20 protein-coding genes are annotated in these 22,557 nt (G+C 68.2%); 8 read left to right on the top strand and 12 right to left on the bottom strand.

Going from position 1 to position 22,557, the window contains the following annotated elements; all coding sequences use genetic code 11:
- On the top strand, positions 1 to 1,060 hold a 1,060-nt coding region (locus tag VF536_RS04165), incomplete at its 5' end, for a chitinase (RefSeq protein ID WP_331613530.1).
- Between the two features lie 74 nt (positions 1,061 to 1,134).
- Here VF536_RS04165 and VF536_RS04160 read toward each other — a convergent pair.
- On the bottom strand, positions 1,135 to 1,743 hold the full coding sequence (locus VF536_RS04160) for a flavin reductase family protein (protein ID WP_331613529.1): 609 nt from the start codon (positions 1,741 to 1,743) through the stop codon (positions 1,135 to 1,137).
- Between the two features lie 5 nt (positions 1,744 to 1,748).
- Positions 1,749 to 2,762 (bottom strand): tRNA pseudouridine(13) synthase TruD, encoded by a 1,014-nt coding sequence (gene truD / locus VF536_RS04155; protein WP_331613527.1) that lies wholly within the window; start codon positions 2,760 to 2,762, stop codon positions 1,749 to 1,751.
- 180 nt (positions 2,763 to 2,942) lie between these two features.
- Here truD and VF536_RS04150 point away from each other — a divergent pair, with 180 nt between their 5' ends.
- The 3 genes from VF536_RS04150 to VF536_RS04140 all read left to right on the top strand — a co-directional run bounded on the left by VF536_RS04150 (position 2,943) and on the right by VF536_RS04140 (position 5,602).
- On the top strand, positions 2,943 to 3,830 hold the full coding sequence (locus tag VF536_RS04150) for an FxDxF family PEP-CTERM protein (protein WP_331613526.1): 888 nt from the start codon (positions 2,943 to 2,945) through the stop codon (positions 3,828 to 3,830).
- Positions 3,831 to 4,128: 298 nt separating this feature from the next.
- Positions 4,129 to 5,151 (top strand): hypothetical protein, encoded by a 1,023-nt coding sequence (locus VF536_RS04145; RefSeq protein WP_331613525.1) that lies wholly within the window; start codon positions 4,129 to 4,131, stop codon positions 5,149 to 5,151.
- Between the two features lie 298 nt (positions 5,152 to 5,449).
- Entirely contained in the window at positions 5,450 to 5,602 is a 153-nt protein-coding gene (locus VF536_RS04140) for a hypothetical protein (RefSeq protein WP_331613524.1), read from the top strand.
- A 20-nt stretch (positions 5,603 to 5,622) separates the two neighbouring features.
- On the opposite strand, the gene VF536_RS04135 is transcribed toward VF536_RS04140, so the two are convergent.
- Together VF536_RS04135 and pcp are read right to left on the bottom strand one after the other, a co-directional pair.
- Positions 5,623 to 6,207, bottom strand: coding sequence for a DUF2939 domain-containing protein (locus VF536_RS04135; RefSeq protein WP_331613522.1), 585 nt, complete (start codon positions 6,205 to 6,207; stop codon positions 5,623 to 5,625).
- Positions 6,208 to 6,263: 56 nt separating this feature from the next.
- A complete protein-coding gene (gene pcp, locus VF536_RS04130) occupies positions 6,264 to 6,911 on the bottom strand; it encodes a pyroglutamyl-peptidase I (RefSeq protein WP_331613521.1) in 648 nt (215 codons plus the stop codon).
- A gap of 90 nt (positions 6,912 to 7,001) precedes the next feature.
- Here pcp and VF536_RS04125 point away from each other — a divergent pair, with 90 nt between their 5' ends.
- Positions 7,002 to 7,934, top strand: a complete 933-nt coding sequence (locus VF536_RS04125) for a LysR family transcriptional regulator (protein ID WP_331613520.1) — start codon at positions 7,002 to 7,004, stop codon at positions 7,932 to 7,934.
- 11 nt (positions 7,935 to 7,945) lie between these two features.
- Here the strand turns inward: VF536_RS04125 and VF536_RS04120 are convergent, their stop codons facing one another.
- The 3 genes from VF536_RS04120 to VF536_RS04110 all read right to left on the bottom strand — a co-directional run bounded on the left by VF536_RS04120 (position 7,946) and on the right by VF536_RS04110 (position 10,638).
- The gene (locus VF536_RS04120) at positions 7,946 to 8,884 is read right to left on the bottom strand and encodes an NAD(P)-dependent oxidoreductase (protein WP_331613519.1); all 939 of its coding nucleotides are present in this window, start codon (positions 8,882 to 8,884) and stop codon (positions 7,946 to 7,948) included.
- The gene (locus VF536_RS04115; RefSeq protein WP_331613518.1) at positions 8,881 to 9,579 is read right to left on the bottom strand and encodes an RraA family protein; all 699 of its coding nucleotides are present in this window, start codon (positions 9,577 to 9,579) and stop codon (positions 8,881 to 8,883) included. Before VF536_RS04115 ends, VF536_RS04120 begins: the two co-directional genes overlap by 4 nt.
- A gap of 72 nt (positions 9,580 to 9,651) precedes the next feature.
- Entirely contained in the window at positions 9,652 to 10,638 is a 987-nt protein-coding gene (locus VF536_RS04110) for a tripartite tricarboxylate transporter substrate binding protein (RefSeq protein WP_331613517.1), read from the bottom strand.
- Between the two features lie 109 nt (positions 10,639 to 10,747).
- Here VF536_RS04110 and VF536_RS04105 point away from each other — a divergent pair, with 109 nt between their 5' ends.
- Entirely contained in the window at positions 10,748 to 11,620 is an 873-nt protein-coding gene (locus tag VF536_RS04105; protein ID WP_331613516.1) for a LysR family transcriptional regulator, read from the top strand.
- A 56-nt stretch (positions 11,621 to 11,676) separates the two neighbouring features.
- Here the strand turns inward: VF536_RS04105 and VF536_RS04100 are convergent, their stop codons facing one another.
- The 4 genes from VF536_RS04100 to VF536_RS04085 all read right to left on the bottom strand — a co-directional run bounded on the left by VF536_RS04100 (position 11,677) and on the right by VF536_RS04085 (position 18,094).
- Positions 11,677 to 14,418, bottom strand: a complete 2,742-nt coding sequence (locus VF536_RS04100; protein ID WP_331613515.1) for a TonB-dependent receptor — start codon at positions 14,416 to 14,418, stop codon at positions 11,677 to 11,679.
- 104 nt (positions 14,419 to 14,522) lie between these two features.
- Positions 14,523 to 15,752 carry an MFS transporter gene (locus VF536_RS04095; RefSeq protein ID WP_331613514.1) on the bottom strand — a complete coding sequence of 410 codons (1,230 nt, stop codon included), beginning with the start codon at positions 15,750 to 15,752 and terminating at the stop codon, positions 14,523 to 14,525.
- Between the two features lie 9 nt (positions 15,753 to 15,761).
- On the bottom strand, positions 15,762 to 16,715 hold the full coding sequence (locus VF536_RS04090; protein ID WP_331613513.1) for a carbohydrate kinase family protein: 954 nt from the start codon (positions 16,713 to 16,715) through the stop codon (positions 15,762 to 15,764).
- A gap of 128 nt (positions 16,716 to 16,843) precedes the next feature.
- On the bottom strand, positions 16,844 to 18,094 hold the full coding sequence (locus VF536_RS04085) for an ROK family transcriptional regulator (protein ID WP_331613511.1): 1,251 nt from the start codon (positions 18,092 to 18,094) through the stop codon (positions 16,844 to 16,846).
- Between the two features lie 272 nt (positions 18,095 to 18,366).
- Here VF536_RS04085 and VF536_RS04080 point away from each other — a divergent pair, with 272 nt between their 5' ends.
- Complete coding sequence (locus VF536_RS04080; RefSeq protein ID WP_331613510.1) at positions 18,367 to 19,518, top strand: hypothetical protein; 1,152 nt, start codon at positions 18,367 to 18,369, stop codon at positions 19,516 to 19,518.
- Between the two features lie 4 nt (positions 19,519 to 19,522).
- Complete coding sequence (locus VF536_RS04075; protein WP_331613509.1) at positions 19,523 to 21,385, top strand: glycoside hydrolase family 9 protein; 1,863 nt, start codon at positions 19,523 to 19,525, stop codon at positions 21,383 to 21,385.
- A 253-nt stretch (positions 21,386 to 21,638) separates the two neighbouring features.
- Here VF536_RS04075 and VF536_RS04070 read toward each other — a convergent pair.
- Positions 21,639 to 22,557 (bottom strand): alpha/beta hydrolase (locus tag VF536_RS04070; RefSeq protein ID WP_331613508.1); only part of this gene is annotated, 919 nt, incomplete at its 5' end.

Genomic DNA, 22,557 nt, shown 5'->3' with positions numbered 1-22,557 from the left:
GTCGCCTGCACCGACGCCGACACCCGCACCCTCGCCCGGACCTGCCCCGGCACCTGGTCCCGCGCCGACGCCGGCCCCGTCGCCCGGCCCGGCGCCCGCACCCGGCAAGCACCAGCTGATCGGCTACTGGCACAACTTCACCAACCCGGCCGGCCCGACCTTCCCGATCAGCGAGGTCTCGGCCGACTACGACGTCATCGTCGTCGCCTTCGCGGATGACGCCGGCAACGGCAGCATCGCCTTCAACCTCGACCCGAGCGCCGGCGGCGAGGCCCGATTCATCGCGGACGTGGCGGCCGCGCGGTCCAAGGGCAAGAAGGTGGTGCTGTCCTTCGGCGGCCAGAACGGCACGGTGACGCTGAACAACGCGGCGCAGGTGACCAACTTCGTCAACAGCGTCGAAGCCATCATGCGGCGCTACGGCTTCGACGGCATCGACATCGACCTGGAGAGCGGCGCCGGCGTCACCTCGGGCGCGCCGGTGCAGGCCAACCTGGTCAGCGCGGTGAAGCAGCTGAAGGCGCGCATCGGCAGCGGCTTCTACCTGTCGATGGCGCCGGAGCATCCGTACGTGCAGGGCGGCTTCGTCGCCTACAGCGGCATCTGGGGCGCCTACCTGCCGATCATCGACGGCCTGCGCGACGAGCTGAACGTGCTCCACGTCCAGTACTACAACAACGGCGCCGTCTACACGCCGTACGCGACGCAAGGCCTGGCCGAGGGCAGCGCCGACATGCTGGTCGCCACCAGCCGGATGCTGATCGAGGGCTTCACGACCAACAACGGCACCGGGCCCTTCGTGTTCCGCGGGCTGCGGCCGGACCAGGTCGCGTTCGGGCTGCCGTCGGGGCCGTCGTCGGCCAACAGCGGCCAGGCGAGCGTCGCGACGATCACGGCGGCGCTCAACTGCCTGACCAAGCTGTCGCAATGCGGCGCGATCAAGCCGCCGCAGGCCTATCCGACGCTGCGCGGCGTGATGACGTGGTCGATCAACTGGGACCGCCACGACGGCCAGAGCTTCTCGCGCGGCGTGAGGTCGTCGCTCAACGCGCTGCCCTGAGCGCAGGCGACCGGAACGGCGGCGTCGCTGTCAGGGCGACGCTGCGTCCTGCCGGTCTTGCCGCGTTCTGCCGCTCAGTCCGGTCGCGCCATGACGAACTTGTTTCCCAGCTCGAAGTAGTCGCCCGGGCCGCCGCCTCGCAGGATCAAGCCCGCGGCGGCGGTGTCGAACACCCCGTCCTTCAACAAGGCGGGCGAGATGTGCATGAGCAAGACCTGACCCAGGATCATCCAGGTGTCCACGGGCTCATCGTCCTTGGAGCTCAGCTGGATGATCTGGGACACCTTGCATTCGAAGGCGACGGGGCTCTCCCCGACGCGTGGCGGCGCGACCTTGACGGACGCGACCTCGGTCAATTTCCCGAGCTCGAACTCATTGACGCCGTGGGGCACCCGCGCGCAGGTCGCGTTCATGGCCTCGGCCAGCTCGCGGGTGGCGAGATTCCAGACGAACTCGCCGGTCTCCTCGACGTTCCTCAGCGAGTCCTTCCGCCCGATGCTGGAGAAGCCGATGATGGGCGGCGTGTAGTTCAACGCCGTGAAGAAGCTGTACGGCGCCAGATTGACGACGCCGGCCTTGCTCTTCGTCGACATCCACCCAATGGGACGCGGTCCGACGATGGCATTGAACGGGTTGTGCGGAAGGTTGGGCGCAGTGGGGTCGTAGGTGTGCATGCGGTCCATCACCCTCATTCAACGGCCGCGGGCTCGTTCTCCGTGTGCCGGTCGGGCTCCGTGGTGCGGAGGATCTCGTTCAGGACGGACGTGGCGTAGTTCCCCGCAGGCAAGGAGAAGGTGAGCACCAGTTGATCGGCTTGCGGCCATTCCCACGACATGTCCGCCGGGCTCGCCACCAGGGAGCGGCGCTCCTGATCCAGACCGGCGTGTTCCATGCCGTCGCACAAGGTGGCGTGTGGCTCGGCCACACCGTTCTCCAGCGCCTGCGCGTCCTCGGTGGTGCTCACGCGGCCCCGGCCCCAGAGGGGTCCGGTAGGCCGGCCTGCCTCGTCCATCACGTCGCCGGGCAGGGTCTTGCCCCAGAGCCCCTGGCGAATGCGCAGCGCCAGCACTTCATTGAAGACGAAGGAGCGCACCGCCGACAGGTAGATGCCCTTCTTCTTCGGGTTGCGCACGCGGATCTCGCGCGCCAGCATGGCGCGGCCCTGCTCGACGTTGCCACCGTCGTGGCCGAAGCGCTGGGCGCCGAAGTAGTTGGGCACGCCCTGTGAGGCGACGGCCTTGAGATTGGCCTCGATGGCCTCGCGGTCGCCGGTCACGTCGCGCAGCACGATGCGGAACCGGTTGCCCTGCAGGTCACCCGGGCGCAGCTTCTTCACGTGGCGGGTCTGACGCAGCACCTTGAACTCCGGGTGCTGAAGCAGGGTCAGGTCGGGCGCCTCGCCCTTGGGCAGATAGATGCTGAACCACTGGCGGGTGATGGCGTAGCGGTCCTTGAGGCCGGCATACCCCACGTCCCGTTCTCCCACGCCGGTGGCGTCGGCCAGCTGCAGGGCGATGAAGGCGGTGTTGGCACCGTTCTTCTCGATGTCCAGCCAGAGGTGTTCGCCCTCACCGGAGGGGGGCTGCAGCGGCAGTTCGGTCACGATGAAATCCTCGTTGAGGAGTTTCAAGGTGGCGCTGGCGCCGCTGGCCGGATAGGCGTTGGGCCATTGCGGCAAGGTCGTGTATCGAGCGTCGGTCATGAGCGGTCTGACGGCACCAGCTGCAGGGGGGACAGGCTGTCCAGCCGATCAGGGGCCGTCCAAACGGTGATTGTCTCCTGACCCGCCATGTCCCTCGAACGCTTGACGCGACCGCCCCGCCGCCGTGTCCCGTTTCGCCTGGAGATCTCGTTCAACGAGGAGGAACCAGGAGAACCCGCCATGCGCATCCCGTCCTCTCTCGCCTTCACCGTCGCCCTCGTCCTCGGAGCCCTCGACATGCCGATCTCCGCCGCCCCCATCGACATTTCCTCGGGCACCGCCGGATTCATCGGCAAACCCGGCGCGGGCGACTTTGCCGAGTCCTACACCTTCTCGCTGACCTCGCCGACGACAGTCAACATCCTGCTGGCGTCGGTGACCCAGGGCGACCACCGCCTCGACTTCTCGAGCATCGTCCTGAACGGCCCCTCCGGCCCGATCGCCGCCACCGAGTTCACACCTGACCCCTTCAGCGGCCACATCATCAGCAATGCACTGCTGGCACCCGGTGCCTACACGCTCACGGCCAACGGCACGAGCAGCGCGGCCCGATCGACCTTCGTGGGCACCATCGCCCTGTCGGGCAGCAGCAGCACGTCCCCATCGGGCAACGGCGGCCCGCTGGACCTCAGCGCAGGCAGCGCCGGCTTCGTCAGCACGCCCAACGCCGGCGCGTTCTCCAACACCTTCACGTTCTCGATCGGCTCGCCGCAAGCCGTGAAACTGATGCTGGCCACCGCCGTCGGCGGCGCCCAGAACATCGACTTCACCAGCGTCCTGCTGCGCGGACCGTCCGGTGACCTGATGGCCGCGGAGTTCACCCGCGATCCCTTCGAGACCTGGACGCTGTCCACCCCACTGCTCAGCGCGGGCGGCTACGCCATCGTCGCTTGGGGCATCAACAGCGCGTCCATCGCCACGTATGCGGGCACCCTCGCCTTGTCGCCGGTCGATCCGAACGCGCCCGGCAACGACGTGCCGGAGCCGGGCACCGCCGGGCTGGTGATCGCCGGGCTGGGCGCTGCGCTCCTGATTGCGCCGACCCGACGCCGCATCCGGCGCGTGTAGGTGTTTTGCTGACGCCGCCTTGATGCTTTTACCTGCTTTACGCGAAGTGATAAAAATGCATAATTCGTATCACGTTGATGCCGCTTCCTAGCGGTGTCCTCGTCCCCGCTTTTCCTCCCTGAGCGGGGTCGGCGAAAGTCGATTGCGCCCGACCACGTGAGTGGCCGGGCCATTTTTTTTGGGCTTCTTTCCGCCAACCGCGATGGTTGCGGCGGCGCTGAAAAGTGCGAATTCTGATAATCGACGCGGACTTCTGTCCGCAAGGTTGGAGTTCGCGCAGCCATGAATAATCCGCCCCATGACATATCCGAGCCGCCTTGCCGCCCTCCTGTTTGCCGCCGCGTCGATCGTCCCGCTGTCCGTGCTCGCCGAGACGCCGCTGGTGGAGGCCCAATCGCGGGTCGCGCTGGCATCCCTTCAAGGCGGCGTGACCAAGGCCCTCAACGCCGGGCGGATGGATCCTGCCGTGGCGGCCTGCGTGCAGGCCTTGCCGCCGTCGTCCTTCCATGCCGTCATCCGCAAGCTGGTCGAGAACGCGTTCGAACAGGATTGGGACCGCATGGTGAATACCTTCCTGGAATCCCCGGTGGGGCAGAAGCACGCCAAGCGGGCCTGGCTGCGGGTCTATCGCAACCTGCAGCTTCCGCTGCCGGAGCCGATGCCGGAGTTCGATGCGGAAGACAAGCAGCAGCTGGAGATGTTCTCCAGCCTGACCGATGTGCAGCGCTACCTGAAGGAGGACTTCCTGTCCGGTCCCGACGCCTCGCCGGCGATCTCGGGTCGGGTGCGCGACCTGGTGCAAGGCTGCGCGGCGTCGGTCAAGGCGGCGAACCCCGCGCCGGCATCGGCATCACCTGGCACGGCGACGTCGGGCGTCCTTCCCGCCGGCTCGCCGACGACCGAAAGCCGCGATGCGTCGATGGCCGCCGTCGCCACGGCCAACGACATCATCCGGCGCATCGGCCAGGAATGCCTGAGCCTGTTGAATCGGCCGGAGACGCCCAAGGATCTCTTCGTGGCCTGGCAGAAGCGCAATCAGGTCTTCGTGAATGCCGCGGCGAGGTACGAAGCCGCGCGCATGGCCGAAGCGCGCGCGCAGGGCGGCAAGGCGCAGGCGGACCAGGTGTGGCAGCAGATGACCGGCGCGATTCGCGGCAACTCGCAGGCCGCCGTGCGCTCGATGCTGGACAAGCCGGACCGGCCGGCGGCCTGCCAGCGCGCCTTGGACGTGGTCCAGGCAGGCGGCTTCGACATCAAGCCCGAGCTGCCGATGTACGGAGAGATTCAATCCCTGGTCGCCTGGGCGGCAGGGCGTCCTTGAGACGAAGCCTGCAGGTCTGGTGACATGACACCGGGTCGCAGGCGAAAGTCGCGGCTGAATTTTCGGAACTGGGCCTGATCTTCGAGCCGGTGATCCTGGCGGACTACCTGCCCTTCGCCCTTCGTACCGACTTTGCCGAGGACCCGGTCGTAAGCCGTGCCGACAAGGCCCCGACGCCGCTGGGCATGACGGCGACCTACGAGCGCAAGCTCTGGGAGGCGAGCCGTCCATCACGCTGGCCTGGCCCTCCGGCCCGCTCGTCAGCATTCCGAGCTACGACGTCTACGCGGCCATCGGCATGCCCGACGACATCGACGCGTTCGGCGCGCGGGACAGCGGCGGCGGACGCGTCGAGATCTACGAGCAGATCTGCAAGTCGAACAGCCGATTGCGGGTGGTCTACGGACGCGACAGCGACGACGTCCTCAGGCTGGTCCTCACCGTGCGCTAGGACAACGCCGGCAGCCGGATCTACGTCAACACCCACGAGGCGAATCCGCGTCGCTGGAAGACCAGCCCGGTGCGTCGTTCCTCAGCCTGTCCCGCGCGACGCGCATAGAGGATGAAGGTGTCCACGCCGTGGCGTTCCGTCGTCCAGATCGGCTCGCGCTTCGAGGGCGCCTGGCCGACGTCGGCCTCGCCTTCCTCGTCAGTCGTTCCATCGGGCGTCTTCGCACGGGACTCGCGCCGGGGCATCAGCTTGCCCTCCTGCATGATCCGCATCACGGACTCCGGTCGCACGAAGGCATCGACCATGCGATCGACCATCGCCGTCGCGAACAGCGAGCCCAACGCGGCGCCGGCCTTGGCGATGTCGCTGCCGGACTCGGACCGCTCGGTCGCGCGGGCGCCGATGGCGGCGGACAACTGACCCTTCAGGCTTTCGCGCAGCAGTGGGTAGTCGACACGGTCGTTGAACGCCGTCGCATCACCGGCCTTCGCCGCATTGCGCATCTGGTGGATCGCCAACCACGGCGACCAGTACCAGTAGGCGGCCAGCGCCAGGACCGCCGCGACGAGCGCGGCCTTCGACAACTTCCGAGCGATGGGGGTCATCCCTTGCCTTGCGTTTCATGCATTGGCAGGGAGTGTAAAAAACTGGGAGCGACGTCTCAATGCTCGCTGCCGAATCCGAGCTTCACGTCCTGCGTCGTCGTCAGCGTCGTTGCCACCATGACCCTGACCGCCTCGATCAGCGTCTCGCGGGACATGCTCGGCGCGCCGCGGTGGCGGACGGCCTGCTCGGGCAGGAAGGGCACGTTGATGAAGCCGCCGCGCAGTCCGGGCCGCTGCGTGGCGATGTGGTGCGACAGCGCGTAGAAGATGGCGTTGCAGTTGTAGGTCCCCGCCGACTCCGACACTGACGCGGGAATCCCCGCCGCATGCAGCGCGGCCACCAGCGCCTTGATCGGCAACGTCGAGAAGTAGGCCGCCGGTCCGCCGGCCACCACGGGCTCGTCGACCGGCTGCAGGCCGGCGTTGTCCGGAATGCGCGCGTCCACGATGTTGATCGCGACACGTTCGATCGTGACGTCGGGGCGACCGCCCGCCTGCCCGAGGCAGAGCACCACCTCGGGCTTCACCTCCTCGATGGCGGCAATGAGCGCGCCGCCCACCTCGCCGATCACGCAGGGCAGTTGCCGGGCGACGAGGCGCGCCGCACCGACGGTCGCGCCATCGAGCGCCCGCACCGCCTCCCACGAGGGATTGATGGTCTCGCCGTTGAAGGGATCGATGCCGCTCAGCAGGATGGTGGTCACGGTCGTCGCTCTGAAGTGGTCCTGGCGACGATGCTAGGGAGCACGACCGGATTCTCCGAATGGATTCCCGGTATTCGTTATATTGGTTTTATGAATCTGGCCAGCGTCGACCTCAACCTGCTCGTGGCCTTCGAGGCCCTCTACGACACGCGCAGCGTCAGCCTCGCGGGGCAGCGCCTGCACCGCGCGCAGCCGTCGGTCAGCAATGCCTTGTCGCGCCTGCGGCACCTGTTCGGCGATGCGCTGTTCGTGCGCAGCGCCCAGGGCATGCTGCCGACCGCGAGGGCCGATGCACTGCGGCCTATCGTCGGCGCGGCGCTGGCGCAGATCCGCGCGGCGCTGACCTCCGCCGAGGATTTCGATCCGGCCCAGGCCAGCGAGCGCCGATTCACCATCGCCGCCAGCGACTACGTGGACATCGTCCTGCTGCCCAGCCTGATGGCCTTGCTGCGGGCGCAGGCGCCCGGTCTCAGCCTGCGCGTCACGGCGCTGGACCGCGCGTCGATCTACGCCCAGCTGGACCAGGGCGAGGTCGACATCGCGATCGGCGGCCACCTCGCGCCGCCCAAGCGCATGACAAGCGAGCACCTGTACGACGAGGACTTCGTCTGCGTCACCGATCTCTCACGCGCACCCAAGCGGCGACGGGCGATGACGCTCGATGCCTATGCGGACCTGCCGCATGCGCTGTTCGTGCCGAGCGACGATGGCTCCACGCGCGGCGTGATCGACACCGCACTCAGCCGGCTGGAGCGCCGACGTCGCGTGGTCGCCACCTTCGCCCACGTGGCCGCCCTGCCCCGCGTGGTGCAGGGAACGGACCTCGTGGCGACGCTCGCGCGACGCGTGGCGCAGCGGCTGGCACCGCCCGGCGTCGCCCTGCAGGAGCTGCCCGCCGAACTCGACGTCGGTGCCTTCCCCATCCACCTGGTGTCGGGATCCCGCACCCGGACCGACCCGGCAGGCCTGTGGCTCTGCGGGCTGGTCAAGGACGCGGTGGCGCGGATGCTGGCGGATCGCTGATCGCCGCCTGCTCAGACGTGAACGGCAGCGGGGGTGCCCTGCAGCACTTCCAGCACGTTCTGCGCCGCGCCCACGCCCATCTTCACGTAGGCATCCGCAGTCACGCCGCCGATGTGCGGGCTCAGCAGGATGCGCGGCTCGGCGAGGAACGGGTGGTCTGCCGTCATGGGCTCGACCGCGAAGCTGTCCAGCCCGGCCGCCAGCACCTGGCCCGACTGCACGGCAGCCAGCAGCGCGGCTTCGTCGATCAGTCCGCCGCGGGCGGTATTGACGACGATGACCCCGCGCTTGCAGGCCGCGAGCGTGCCCGCGTTCACCAGTCTGGCGTTCTCAGCCGTGAGCGGGCAATGCAGCGAGACGACGTCCGCGTCCCGCCAGATTTCATCCAGGCCGACGCTCTGCACGAACGACGGCAAGGACTTGGCGAAGGGATCGAATCCGATCACACGCATGCCCATCGCATCGGCCACCTTCGCAAAGCGCAGGCCGATGGCGCCCAGGCCGATCAGGCCCACCGTGCGACCTTCGAGTTCGACACTCTTGTGCGTGGACTTGTCCCAGTGTCCGTCGCGCATGCGGGCGTCGAGCGACACCACGGACTTCGCGCAGGCCAGCATCAGCGCAAGCGCATGTTCGGCGACGGCGGCGGCGTTCGCGCCCACCGCCGCGCGGACCTGGATGCCGCGCTGCGCGGCGGCCGCCTTGTCGATGGTGTCGGTGCCGCTGCCGTGCTTGGAGACGACCTTCAGACTCGGCGCCGCCGCCATCGCCGCGGCGTTCACGCCGCTGTAGCGCACGATGACCGCCACCGGGTCGTGGGCGCCGCACAGCGCGACGATGTCCTCCTGCGTCGGCGTCTTGCCGGCGAAGACCAGTTCGTAGTCCGCGAGCAGCGCGGCCGCCTTGGGCGCGAGGTCCGCGCCGGTGACGAGGATCCTGCCCTTGCTCACAGCGTTTCCCCCTCCTTGATCACGCCGGCGGCGCGCAGCGCGCCGTCGAGCCACGCGGGGCGCAGCGCCTCGCGATTGCGGATGCCGGCGATGCGCTGGGTCTCCGCCTTCACTTTCTCGTGCGCGAGCGGGATCAGGGACGCGGCCTTGTCACGTTCCACCACCGTGACGCCGTCCGCGTCGCCCACGATCAGGTCGCCCGGGTGAACCGTCACACCGCCGATGGAGATCGGATGGTTGAGGCGGCCGGAGATCGATTTCGTGGGCCCGTTCGGATTCAGGCCGGCGGCGAACATCGGGAAGCCCAGCGCGCGGATCGCCTCGCTGTCGCGCACTGCCCCGTCGATGACCACAGCGGCGACGCCGAGCGCCACGCACTGCTGCGACATGATCTCGCCCATCAACGCGCTGGACAGATCGCCCTTGCCGTCGACCACGATGATGTCGCCGGGCTGCGCGATCGCCATCGCGGCGTGGATCATGAGGTTGTCGCCGGGGCGGACCTCGACGGTGACGGCCGTTCCGGCGCATCGCATGGAAGGCGCCAGCGGTTGGATGCGCCCGTGCAGCGCGCCGCGGCGGCCGGCGACGTCCGCCAGGATCGAGGACGGGAACTCCGACAGCTGCTTGACGATGTCGGCGGGGACACGGCGCACGTCGCGGATGACGTCGGGCAGCACGGTCGTTTCGCTCATGGGAATCTCCAACGGCCGTTGGGGCCGATCAATCAAATGCGATGGGCGCGGCGGCGGGAATCGGTGTCGGTGTCACTCGAGATGAACGTTGGCGTCCTTGATCACTTTGTTCCAACGCGTCAGGTCGTCCTGGATCAGCTTGGAGAACTCCGCCGGCGTGCTGGTGAGCACGTTCGCGCCTTCGTCGCCCATCTTCTTGACGAGCGCCGGTTGCTTGAGCGCCTTGCCGAATTCGGCGTTCAAGCGGGCGACCACCTCGGGCGGCGTACCCTTGGGCGCGAGGAAGCCGAACCAGGTCGACGACGAGGCACCCTTGAAGCCGGCCTCCGCGACGGTGGGCACGGCCGCAAGCTCCGGCAGGCGCTTGTCCGAGGTGACCGCCAGCGCGCGCAGCTTGCCCTGGCGGATGTGGCCCAGCAGCGTGGGCAGGCTGCCGAGGTACAGGTCGACGTTGCCGCTGACGACGTCGGTCAGCGCGGTGCCGACGCCCTTGTACGGGATGTGCGTGAACTTCACGCCCGCGGTGCGCTGCAGCAGCTCGGCGGCCAGATGGGACACCGTGCCGTTGCCGCCGGAGGCGAAGTTGATGGTCCCGGGATTCTTCTTCGCGGTGGCCATCAATTCCGTCATCGTCTTGTGCGGCGAGGCCGCGCTGGTCACGTAGACCAGCGGGGCGTCCGCGACCAGCGTGATGGGCGCGAGGTCCTTGACCGGGTTGTAGGACAGCTTGGGATAGAGCGACGGATTGATCGAGAGGTTGCTGGTCTGCCCCAGCACGAGCGTGTAGCCGTCCGGCGCGGCCTTGGCCACCTCGCCGACGCCCAGGTTGCCGCCGGCGCCTGGCTTGTTCTCGATCACGAACACCCACTTGGTGTTGTTTGCCACCGCCTGGGTGGTCTCACGGGCGATCAGGTCGGTGCCGCCGCCCGGCGGGAAGGGCACGATCACGCGGATCGGCTTGCTGGCGTAGTTCTGGGCCACTGCCGCAGCGCTGCAGCAGAGCAGCGCGATCGTCGCGATGGCCTGGGAGAGTCCCGCGACCCCTGTCGAATGCTTCATCTTGTCTCCTGAACGGCCCGTTGGCGGGTCTCGATGAGGCAAGTATTCGACGAATGCAGGATCAGATCCAATCCATTATTCTTGGCAATCGATAAATCCGGCTTTTGCTATGGACCTGCGGGATCTGCGCTACTTCGAGACCATCGCCGAGCTGGAACACGTGGGGCAGGCGGCGGAGCGGCTGCATCGCACGCAGCCTGCGCTGACCAGCGCGATCCGGCGTCTGGAGAAGGAGGCGGGTGCGCCGCTGTTCGAGCGCGCCGGTCGCGGCATCCGCCTCACGCCGGCGGGTCGGGTGATGCTGCGATGGGCGCAGCGTCTGCGCTTCGATGTCGAGGATGCGCAGCGCGAGGTGGGCGACATCGGTCGCGGCCTGTCGGGCGTCGTCAGGCTCGGCATCGTGCCCACGGCGGCGCAGTACCAGCTGCCTCAGGCGGTTCGGCGCCTGCTGCGCGAGGCGCCGGATGTCCGCTTGAAGACGACGGTGTCGCTGGTCGACGTGCTGATGCCGATGCTCCGGGCCGGCGAGCTGGACCTGGTGGTCGGCACCGAGGGCGTGCCCGAATCGGGCTTCGTGTCTCGACGGCTGGTCGAGGACCACGTGGTGGTCGCGGCAAGCGCGGACCACGAGCTCTTCAACGGCAAGCCGTCCGTGAAGGACATGAGCGCCTACCGCTGGGTGCTGCAACCTCGGGGTGCGCCGACACGCGACTGGCTGGACCACACCTTCGTGCGACGGAGTCTGCCGCGTCCGGAGGTGCAGGTGGAGAGCAGCACGCTGCACATGCTGCCCGCGCTCATCGCGGAGACGGGCCTGCTGAGCTTCGTCTCGCGCAAGCACCTCGACGTCACTGCGGGCAGCTACCCGCTCCGCGAGGTCGTGCTGAAGGAGACGACCATGAAGCGATGGCTGGTCGTCACCCACCGCACCAACGCCTATCTCTCGCCAGCGGCACTCCGGTTGATGGCGCTGCTGAGCTGAATCAATACGGCGCGAGGTCCCATCCCGGGACCTCGCTGCTGGACTTCGCTGCAGGATCAGTAATCGATCCCCACCCGGATCCCGAAGGTCCGCGGATCGTTCCAGTACCCGCGCACGAAGCCGCCGCCGTCCTGCGAGGAGTTCTTCGTCATCTTGTTGGTCGCGTTCAGCACGTAGATCTCCGCGTGCCAGTCCTTGGGCGCCTGCAGGCGCAGGCTCGCATCGACCTTCGCGAACGCCTTCTGGCCATCGGAGATGTGCGCGTTGTCCAGGTTGCGCAGCGTGAAGTACATCTTGTCCTGCCACTTCACGTTGACCCAGGGCGTCAGTTCCCAGCCCTCGCCGAAGCGCAGGCTCTGCGAGAAGTTGACACCGAAGCTGTACTTCGGCGACAGCGGCAGGTGGTTGCCGGTGATGTCGTAGATCTGGCGGCCGGCGTTCTCACGGATCGGGCCGGTGTAGGGATCGGGACAGGCCGGCGCGCCCATCTCGGCGCGCACGCCGCAGTTCCAGCTGTCGCTGAAGGACGGGTAGTCCTTCATCTTGCTGTTGATGTAGCTGAAGAAGGCGCCCAGCCGGGCACCCTTCCACGGCTTGTAGTCGACCTCCAGCTCCAGGCCGGGGATGTCGACCACGCCGACGTTCACCGTCTGCCACTTGGTGACGATGTCGCAGGTCGGGTTCTCGTCCGGGCACGGCCCCGCCTGCTTGACCTTGGAGGCGAAGAAGTCGCCCGTGACCTGCATGTCCTTGTAGCGGCTGTAGAAGAAGGTCGCCGACAGGCTCAGGCGCTTGTCCAGCATCAGGCCCTTGTAGCCGAGCTCGAAGTTGGTGACCGTCTCCGGCTTGTACGGGAAGAAGGTGTACTGCGGACCCGCCGGGCCGTCGACGCATTCCTTGCCGCCGCAGCGGTCGTCCTTGTCGCCGAAGCCGCCGGCCTTGTAGCCGGTCGACAGCGAGGTGTAGACCATGTCCGCCGGCGTCAGCTGCTTGCGCAGGCCGAGGCGGTAGGTGAACTTCTTCCAGCTCTCGCCGTGGTCGTTGCCCGCGGGCTCGCCCCACAGGCCGTAGGCGCCGGGACCGGCGAACGGGCCCATCTGCTCGGTCAGGTCGCGGCCGTTGTGCGGGCGGAAGCCCGGCGTGCCGGGCGTTCCCGGGTCGTAGAGACCGTTGTAGTACGCCGGCGTCGAGCCGTCGAAGCTGCCGTAGACGCGGCCGCCCTTGTCGGTCTTCTTGTCGAAGCTGATGCGGCCGCCCACCGTCGCCGTCCAGGTCGGCAGGAAGGTCCAGTCGGCCTGCGCAAAGAGGGCCTTGGCGTCGATCTGCCGATCGGGCTGGGCGTAGTACTGGCTGGTCGGGAAGCCGAATGGCGCGGTGACCAGCTGCTCTTGCGCGTAGTCGATCGCGTTCTTCTCGTGCATCCAGAACAGGCCGGTGACCAGCTGCACGTTGTCGGTGTGATGCTTGAACTGCAGCTCATGCACCTGCGACTTGTAGGTCGAGCCCAGCGTCAGCGAAGTCTCGTCGCGGATCGGCCACGTGCCCCAGTCGCCGTCCGGTCCGACCGGCAAGGTCGCCGTGACCTGGCGCGACAGCGGGTAGTAGCCGCCGTCGTCGTCCGACTGCTGCGAGCGCTTCTGCGTCGCGTAGGCGAAGCCGTACTCGATGGTCGACTGGTCGTTCAGCCGCCAGTTCAGGTTGGAGCGCACGGTGTCGATGGACATGTCCGTCTTGCCGGGCACGTTGACCTTCACGTCCCACTTGCCGCCGGGGCAGGCGAAGTCGGTGCCGGCGGCCATGTCGCAGTCCTTCATCGCGATCTCGCCGGCGCCCTTGTTCTGGAACTTCTCGTAGGCCACCAGCCATTCGAGGTCGCTCGAGAGCTTCACCCGGCCGGCGACGCGGGCCGCCCACTCGTCGCGGTTGTAGTAGTACTTGCTGCGCGGCACCTTGGCGTTGCGGCGCTGGTCGACGTCGGGGATGCCGTCGGCGACGAAGCCGTGCTCGGGCATGTTGACGTCGGTGAAGTCCTGCTGCTGGTTGATCCAGCCGTCGCGCTTGATCGTGCTGACGGTGGCGCGCAGCGCGATCGTGTCGTTGACCGCGATGTTCTGGATCACGTTCAGCTGGCGCTTGCGGTAGTTGCCGAGGTCCAGTTCCGCCGAGCCGTAGGTCGCGCCGAACTCGGGCTTGGCCGGGATGATGTTGATGCTGCCGCCGGTGGAGTTCCGACCGAACAGCGTGCCCTGCGGGCCGCGCAGCACTTCGACCTGCTCCAGGTCGAACATCAGCGCCAAGGCCCCTTGCGGCCGCGGCGAGTACAGGCCGCCCACATGCAGGCCGACGGCCGGATCGCCGACCTCGGTGAAGTTGGTCGAACCCACGCCGCGGATGTTGATCTGCACGCCGGAGTCCGCGCCCTGCGAGATCTGCAGGTTGGGCACCTTGCCGGAAAGGCCGCGCACGTCGTGGATGCCTTCGCGGGTCAGCGACTCCTGCGTCAGCGCCGTCACCGCCACCGGCGTCTGCAGCAGACCGGAGCTCACGCGCGTCGCGTTGACGGTGATCACGGGAAGCTCGTTCTTCTCCTTGTCCGAGATCTCGCGGCTCTTGGCGTCCGTCTTGGCGTCCGGCTTGGCCTCGGGCTTGGTGTCAGGTTTTGCCTCGGCCTGCGACGCCGGCGCGGTCTGCGATTGCGCGAAGGCGGTCGCGGCCAGCAGGCTGACGGCGGCGGCCGTGGCGGTTGTGGCGAAGACGGCGCGAAGGACGGGACGGAAAGCGGCTCGATTGGGTCTCATCACTGGGATCTCCATGGGTCTGGCAGGCAGCCGCCGTCCCGGCGACGAGGCCGTGGCACGGGACAAGCAGGCTGAAAGGGGGGAGGCGGTACGGAGCGAGCGGATCAGGCCTCGGGACTGGGCTTGAACCGGGACAGCAGACGGGACAGCGGAACGGTGTCGTTGGTCACGAGCGGCCGCGCCCAGGCACTCACGCTCAGGATGTAGAGGAGCGTGAGGAAGACGGTCGACATGGCGGCGCGCAGGCCGATGACGTCGCCCAGCCCGCCGACCAGCAGCGGCACGACCGCGCCGCCGAGGATGCCGGTGCAGAGCACGCCGGAGAACGCGCCGTGGTGGTGGGGCACCGAGTTCAGGCCCAGCGAGAACACCACCGAGAACATCACGGACAGGAAGAAGCCCGAGGCCGGGAAGGCGAGCTGCGCGACGTGGGCGGAGCCGAACAGCGCGAGCGCCACGCTGCCGATGGCCAGCACGGTGAAGCCGGCCAGCACCACGCGCGAGTCGAGCAGCTTCAGCAGGCCCAGCCCGAGCAGGCAGCCCAGCGACATCAGCCCCCAGAAGCCCGCGACCGCGTCGGCGCCGTCGGCGGTAGCGGAGATGCCGTGGTAGGTCTGGAGGAACTGCGACATCCAGTTGGCCAGCGTCTGCTCGGTGCCGACGTAGGCCATGATGCCGAGGAAGAACAGGCGGACGTCTCGGCGCGCGAGCAGCTCGCGGTAGGCAGCCCAGCCGCCGGCGCGCTCATCGTCCTTCAGTTGGACCTCGGGCAGCGGCAGCGTCTGGTTGGCGACGATCAGCGCGATGAAGCCGACGACGAAGATCCAGTAGAACGGCACCCACGCGAGGCCCTTGGCCGCGTCGGGGCGCTCCATCAGCAGCTGGAAGGCCATCGGGCTGAGGAAGGACGCCAGGCCGAAGACGAGCTGGCCCATCACGGAGAAGAAGGCGAAGTGCGGCTCGCCGCCCGCGGTGCGCATCAGCGGGTTGATCACCACCTGCAGCAGCGCCATGCCCAGGCCGATCACGAACAGCCCGCCGACAGCGGTCAAGTAGCTCGGCCACAGCGCGATCGCCAGCGAGCCGATCCCGTTCAGCAGGAAGGCCGTGAGGATGGTGAAGCGCGAGCCCTTGCGTTCCACCAGCAGGCCGCCGGGGATGGACACCAGGCCGTAGGCCAGGAAGAAGGAGAACGGCAGGAAGCCCGCCAGGCCCAGGCTCAGGTGGAAGTCCTGGATGATGATCGGCATCAGCGGGCCGATCAGGTTGGTGACGAAGGAGATCACGAACCAGATGACCAGGATGTAGCCGACGATCAAGGCGCGGTGCTTCATGGCGGCTCCTCAGGCAGGGACGTTGGAGGGAAGGCAGTCGGCGAACTCGCCGGCGCGGATGGTCCTGCGCGGGAAGCGCGGCAGGATGGCCCCGGCGGTGCGGCAGCCCGCGGCCAGTCCTTCGGCGAGATCGCCGCCGCGGATGCGCGCGGCGAGGTAGCCGGCGTTGAACGCGTCGCCGGCGCCGATGGTGTCGAAGATGTCGGCGGGCTCGGTGAGGTGCTGGACGCGCCCTCCCGCTTCCAGGCCCAGCGCGCCGCGCGCGCCGATCTTCACGATCAGGTTCGCCCCGGGCTTCAGCGCGCGGCCGATCAGGGCCAGCGCGTCATCGAGGTCCTCGGTGCCGGCGATGCTCTGCGCCTCCAGCTCGTTGATCAGCAGGTGATCGCAGTGGGGCAGCCAGCTCATCACCTCCTCCCGGTTCCAGCCTTCCGGCGGCCAGCCGGTGTCCAGCGCGACGCGGTAGCCGCGACGTCCGGCCTCGGCCATCAGCGCCGCATAGCGGGGGCGCAGGTCGGTGAGCAGGAAGGGCGCGGTGAACAGCGCGATGGCCGGCACCTCGGTCGGCTGCAGATGCTTGAGCACGTGCTCGGCCGACAGCCGCTGCAGGTGGCCGTGCGTGGTGAAGAAGTTGCGCTCGCCGCAGGTGTGCATCAGCCCGACCGAGATGGTGGTCTCGATGTCGCAGATCTCGAGGTCCGTCTCGATGCCGGCGAACTGCTCCGCCAGCCATTGGCCGAAGTGATCGTTGCCGACCGCGGAGATCAGGTGTGCGCGCTGTCCGATGTGACGCGCGGCCAGCGCGGCGTTGGCACCGGAGCCGCCCGGGCGCAGCTCGCTGCGGGGCATCAGGAGTTCGGTGCCGAGTTGCGGCCACCCGGTCAGGCTGCCCAGCACGAGGTCGACGCCGACGTCGCCGACGATGCTGAGCGGGGGATGGGAAAGAGGTCGTGCCGTGTCCATGGGCGCCGACTGTAGGAGCACTCAGAACACAGCGTCAATAATTAAATCCATTGGATTTAAATAATCAAGGGATTCCCCCAGGCGGCTTTACCCTCACTCCGTCTCGCACGTCCGACGGTCCATCCGGACTACCCACGCCGAGGTATGGACGCACGATGACCCAGCAGCTCAGCCACATCGGCCTCGCCGCGGCGGTCCTGCTGCAGTGTCTCCAGACGGGGCGAGAGCATCTCGTAGATCGGCAGCACGGCGGCGCCGAGGATGGAGCTGTCGTCCTGGCGATCCGACAGCAGCAGCCGGGTCTCCGGCATCGCGACCCCGCCACGCACCGAGCGGTGCCACGGCTGCGCGAGCGCGACCAGATGCTCCACCAGCACCTTGGGCGCCGAGCCGCCGATGACGATCGAGTGCGGGTCCAGCATGTTCTCGATCATGCAGACCGCGTCGCGCAGCCGGTCCGCGGCCTGGCGGCACCACTGGTGCAGCGCCTTGTCCTTCGGGTCCTTCAAGCGCTGGGCCAGGTCCAGCGTCCAGACGTCGTGGTCGGAGACCTTGAGCGCCTCGGCCAGCGAGTGCATGGAGACGTAGCGCTCCAGGCAGCCGCGGTTGCCGCAGTAGCACGGCGTGCCGCCGGGCACGATGGGCACGTGGCCGATCTCGGTGGCGTTGCCGTTCGACCCGGGATAGGCCGCGCGGCCGATGACCAGCGCGCCGCCCAGGCCCAGCCCGAGGTGCAGATAGAAGAAGTTGTCCAGGTTGCGGGCGACGCCGAACAGCGTCTCGCCCAGCGCGCCGGCCACGCTGTCGATGCGGTAGAAGACGGAGAGCCCGGTGACTTCGCCGAGCTCGTCCAGCACCGACAGGTCGTTCCAGCCTTCCAGCGCGGTCGGGCCGACGAAGCTGATGTCGGTGTGGCCCAGCGGCCCCGGCAGCGCGACGCCGATGCCCCACAGCGGCTCGGTCGATTCGCGCCGCAACTGCGCGACCAGCTGCAGCATCGCGGCCAGCATCTGGCGACGGTCGCTGGTGTCCATGTCGACCTCGCAGCGGCTGCGGATGTCGCCGACCAGGTTCACCAGCGCGGCCGACGCGCGGCCCGGCTCCAGACTGATCCCGATCGCGTTGCCCGCCTGCGGGTTGAGCTCGAAGGCGATCGGCGGCTGGCCGCGCGACTTGTCGACCTTCTGCCGCCTGGACACGATCAGCCCGATGGCCTCCAGGTCGTTGGTGATGTTGGCCACCGTCTGGGCGCTCAGCGACACCATGTCGGCGATGTCCTTGCGCGAGGCCGCGCCGTGCTGGCGGATGAAGTCCAGCACCACACGGCGGTTGTAGGGCGCGCTGGACTGTTGGGTGGCCCCTCGACTGGTGGTTCTCATGCTGGCGGGTGGTCCTTCGGGTATCCCCCATTCTGACCCAGCTTCACGACGGCATCACGAGCCCGTCCGACAAATCAATTTACACATCCAGTGGTTTTATTTATTGCGTCGACGAAATCTTCCGCCTACATTCGCCGCCCATGGGCTGCATCGACCCACGCCCCCGAGCGCAGGACCGGCTTGGCGAGAGTGGTGGGCAGCGGCTCTCGGGAACCTTCTCCCGTGGCGCAGGCCACGCCCCCCTACCCCCGTGTCTTTCGGAGGCAACCACCATGCAATCTCGTTCCCCCAGCGTCCGCCGCATCGGCGTGCAAGCGGCGCTCACCGTCCTGGCCCTCGTCTGCGGAGCGTCCGCAGCCGTCGCGGCCGGCAGGACCAAGGCGCCAGGCGCCGCGAACGGCCAACCCAGCGTCTACGTGCAGGACGGCTGGGTCTACACCAACACCTTCACGGCCACCGGCCAGCCGCTGGTGACGGCGACCAAGGCGGCCGCGGCGGCCGGCGTGATTCCGGTCGGCGACTCGCGCGTCTACGGCAACGTCTTCGACAAGGGCCGCAAGCTGACGGTCAACCAGTGGCAGGCCGTGCTCAGCATGGATGCCTATCCGGAGAACGGCACCACCAACTACCAGGACCCGGAACCCTGGCGCTACTGCGAGGTCGACTACGAGGCCTCGGAAGGGATCTCCGACTACCGTGGCAACACCTTCGGCCCGGTCGGCGTGACGACGGTCGGCGACTTCCCGGACTACTTCAAGAACGCCTACGCGCCCTACGTGCTGAACAAGACCGGCGCGACCAACACGGACATGAAGAACTGGGGCGTCCAGGTCACCGGCATCGCGGCGGCGGACATGAAGGCGGACGACTCGCGCCTGGATCCGTATCCGAACCTGTCCCGGTCCAACTCGAAGAAGCGGGCCGCGCTGACCAAGATCTGCCAGGCGCTGCAGTCGGACTTCGACAACCGCCAGGCCCAGTACGTGATGAGCCACTACGCCCACATCGACAGCGACAAGCTGCTGCCGGTGCTGGACGCGCTGAAGAAGCTGGGCTTCACCAGCTTCAGCCAGTACAACCTGGTGGGCCTGGCCTTCCAGGTGCAGGTGAACACGGGCTCGATCGGCAGCATCTCGGCGTTCTCCTCGGTGAAGTCGGCCGGCAACTGCGGCAGCATGTCCAGCGAGACCTGCTTCGCCACCTACCTGACGGACCAGTACATCCGCTGGCTGAAGTCCTCCAGCCTGGGCGACGATGCGGGCAACTGCTGGCGCGCCAGCATGGCGCTGGACATCTACAAGCAGGACCCGACGATGGGCAACGTCAGCACGGTGACCAGCATCATCAACAGCAAGTACCCGAACAACTCGGGCAAGTGCCCGACCTCGGGCGTGAAGTGGTCCAAGAACATGGCCTGGAACTGATCGCATGAAGACCAACGTCACCGCCCGCGCGGCGCATTCCCCCCGACGCTCCGCGCTCGCGGTGGCCGCGGTCTTCGCGGTCGCTGCGGTCCTCGGGACCGCCTCCATGGCCTCGCACGCGGCAACGGACGAACGCAAGACGACGGTCTCCGTCACCTTGCCGACGGATCCGTTGCTGGTGCAACTGAATCAGGTCGCGCTGGAGCGCTCCGGCCCCAAGCGCGCAGTCGTCGAATCGACCGGCGCGACGCAGTCGGGTCGCTACCGCGTGCTTTCGGGCGGCAAGACGGTCGCCGAAGGCGAGCTCAAGCCGCTGCCGGACTTCTCCGCCTGGGGAACCGGCAAGCGCTACTTCGAAGCGGACTTCTCCGCGGTGCAGACGCCGGGCGTCTACCGCGTCGAGGCGACGCTGGACGGCCAGCGCGTGACCTCCGCGCCGGTGCGTGTGCGTGAGCAGGCGCTGTTCGCGACGACGGCGGACAAGCTGCTCGACTACTTCCATCGCAGCCGCCACACCGGCAAGGGCGACCGGCGCATCCGCATCTTCGAGACCGACCGCTTCGTCGACGTGCACGGCGGCTGGAAGGACGCCGGCGGCGACACGGGCAAGTACCTGTCGCACCTCGGCTACGCGAATTTCTTCAATCCACAGCAGACGTCGATGGCGGCCTGGGCGCTGGCCTTCACGGCGGACGCGTCAGCGGACCTGTACCGCCGCGCGGGGTTGCTCAAGCGCGCCCAGGACGAGGCGTTCTGGGGCGCGGACTACCTGCATCGCATCCTCGACGCCGAGGGCTACTTCTACACGACGGTCTTCGACAAATGGGGCGCGGAAGGCGCCGAGCGCATGGTCGTCGGCTACGAAGGCGACGACGGACGCTACACCAAGCTCTACCGCTCGGCCTACCGCGCGGGCGGCGGCATGGCGATCGCCGCGCTGGCGCGGGCGTCGATGCTGGCGAAGCAGTCGGGACGGCATGGCAGCTTCGACGGGAAGACCTACCTCGCCGATGCAATCAAGGGCTTCGACCATCTGCAGCAGTTCAACGCGCAGTACACGGCGAATGGCGTCGAGAACATCATCGACGACTACACCGCGCTGATGGCTGCGGTGGAGCTGTTCAACGCGACGAAGGAGGCGCGCTTCCTCGATGCGGCGCGGACGCGCGCGGACAGTCTGATGCAACGACAAGCCGCTGATGGCGGCTTCATCAGCGACGGTGGTTCGCGTCCCTACTATCACGCGGTCGAGGCCGGCCTGCCGGTGTTGAGCCTCGGCTACTACCTCGACATCGAGACCGATGACGCCCGTCGAACCCGCGCGGGCACGGTGATCAAGGCGGCGCTGCAGCACGAGGTCGACATCACGCGGCGCGTGTCCAATCCGTTCGGCTACGCACGGCAATCGTTCCAGCTCGCGAAGGACGGCAAGGCGGACGGTCCGGTGCTGGAAGGCTTCTTCATTCCCCACAAGAACGAGACCGGCTACTGGTGGCAGGGCGAGAGCGCGCGGCTGCTGTCGCTGAGCACCGCAGTGGCGGTGGCCGGCCGCAAGGTGTCCCCGGCGCTGCCCGCCGACTGGGCCGCGTACGCGCAGGACCAGGTGGATTGGACGCTGGGCAAGAACCCCTACGGCATCTCGATGCTCTACGGCTTCGGCAAGCGCAACCCGCCGACGGTGGCGTCGAGCGCCGGCGACATGTTCGCGGGCGGCATCTCCAACGGCATCACCGGCGCGGTCGGCAGCGACACGGGCGAAGGCATCGCCTTCGGCCCGGGCCCCGACGACGAGCAGTGGCGCTGGGTGGAGCAGTGGATCCCGCATTCGACGTGGATGCTGCTGGCGGCGACGGCCATGGCGCGCTGAGTCGGCTTCAGCAATTCCACCGCCGCTGACCCTCACTCCCGCCCTCTCCCGCAAGCGGGAGAGGGAGCCACCCCAGTGGTCCTGCGGCGAATGCCTCGGTGCATTCTCACTCCCTCCCGCTTGCGAAAGAGGGAGCCACCCCCCAGTGCTCCTGCCCCGAATGCCTCGGTGCATTCTCACTCCCTCTCCCGCTTGCGGGAGAGGGCGGGGGTGAGGGCCAGTGGCCTAGGCGGTCAACCAGCGTTCCCCTGAATCAGCGCAGGTGACGCACGAGGAACTCCGCGGTCCGGTCCAGCGCAAGCCGGGCGCTCGCGAGTTCCTGCGTGTTGAGCTGGAACACGTGGTGCATGCCTTGCCAGACCTGCAACTCGACGTCGGTGCCGGCGGCTTCGGCAGCGCGCGCCATGCGGATCGAGTCGTCGCGCAGGACCTCGTCGGCGCCGACCTGGATCAGCGTGGGCGGCAGGCGCAGGTCGGTCTCGAAGAGCGGCGACGCTCGCGGATCGTCGGCCGGTGTCGCGCCGAGATACGCCGCCGCCGACGCGCGCAGGTAGTCGACCGCGAGCAGCGGATCGACGACCGCCGGATCGTTGGCGCTCTCGCCGCTCAGGCTCAGGTCGGTCCACGGCGAGAAGGTCGCGATGGCGGCCACCGGCAGGCCGCGCCGCCGCGCCTCCAGCACCGTCGCGAAGCTCAGGCCGCCGCCGGCGGAATCGCCGACGACCGCGACGGACTCGAAACGCTCCGTCAGTGCGGCCAGCGCCGACACCGCCAGATCGCGCGCCGTCGGCCACTGCGCTTCCGGCGCCAGCGGGTACTCCGGTGCGAAGGCGGGGACACCCGACCGCGCCACGATCTGGCTGACGAAGCCGGCGTACGGCCCGGCATGGCCTAGGCCGTAGCCGCCGCCGTGCAGGAAGAGGATCGCGCGTCCGGTGCGTGCCCCGGTAGGCTCGGTCAACTCGGTCAACTCGGTCAACTCGGTCGGCTCTTTCGACTCGGTCGACTCGACCGGCTCGCACCACCAGCCGGTGAGCGGCGCGTCGCGGACCTCGCGCGTGGTCACGCCCGGCGCCATCGGCGTCGCGCCGATGAAGCGGTCGTAGACCTCGCGCGGCGTGCCTTGCGCCGTCGCCCAGAAACGGCCGAACTGCGCGCGCAGCTCGCGCGAG

It is taken from the genome of Roseateles sp. (assembly GCF_036486225.1).
In the GTDB taxonomy this organism is placed as follows: domain Bacteria; phylum Pseudomonadota; class Gammaproteobacteria; order Burkholderiales; family Burkholderiaceae_C; genus Roseateles.
Note: the sequence above shows the minus strand (reverse complement) of the source record. Positions and strands in the feature narration are given on the sequence as shown.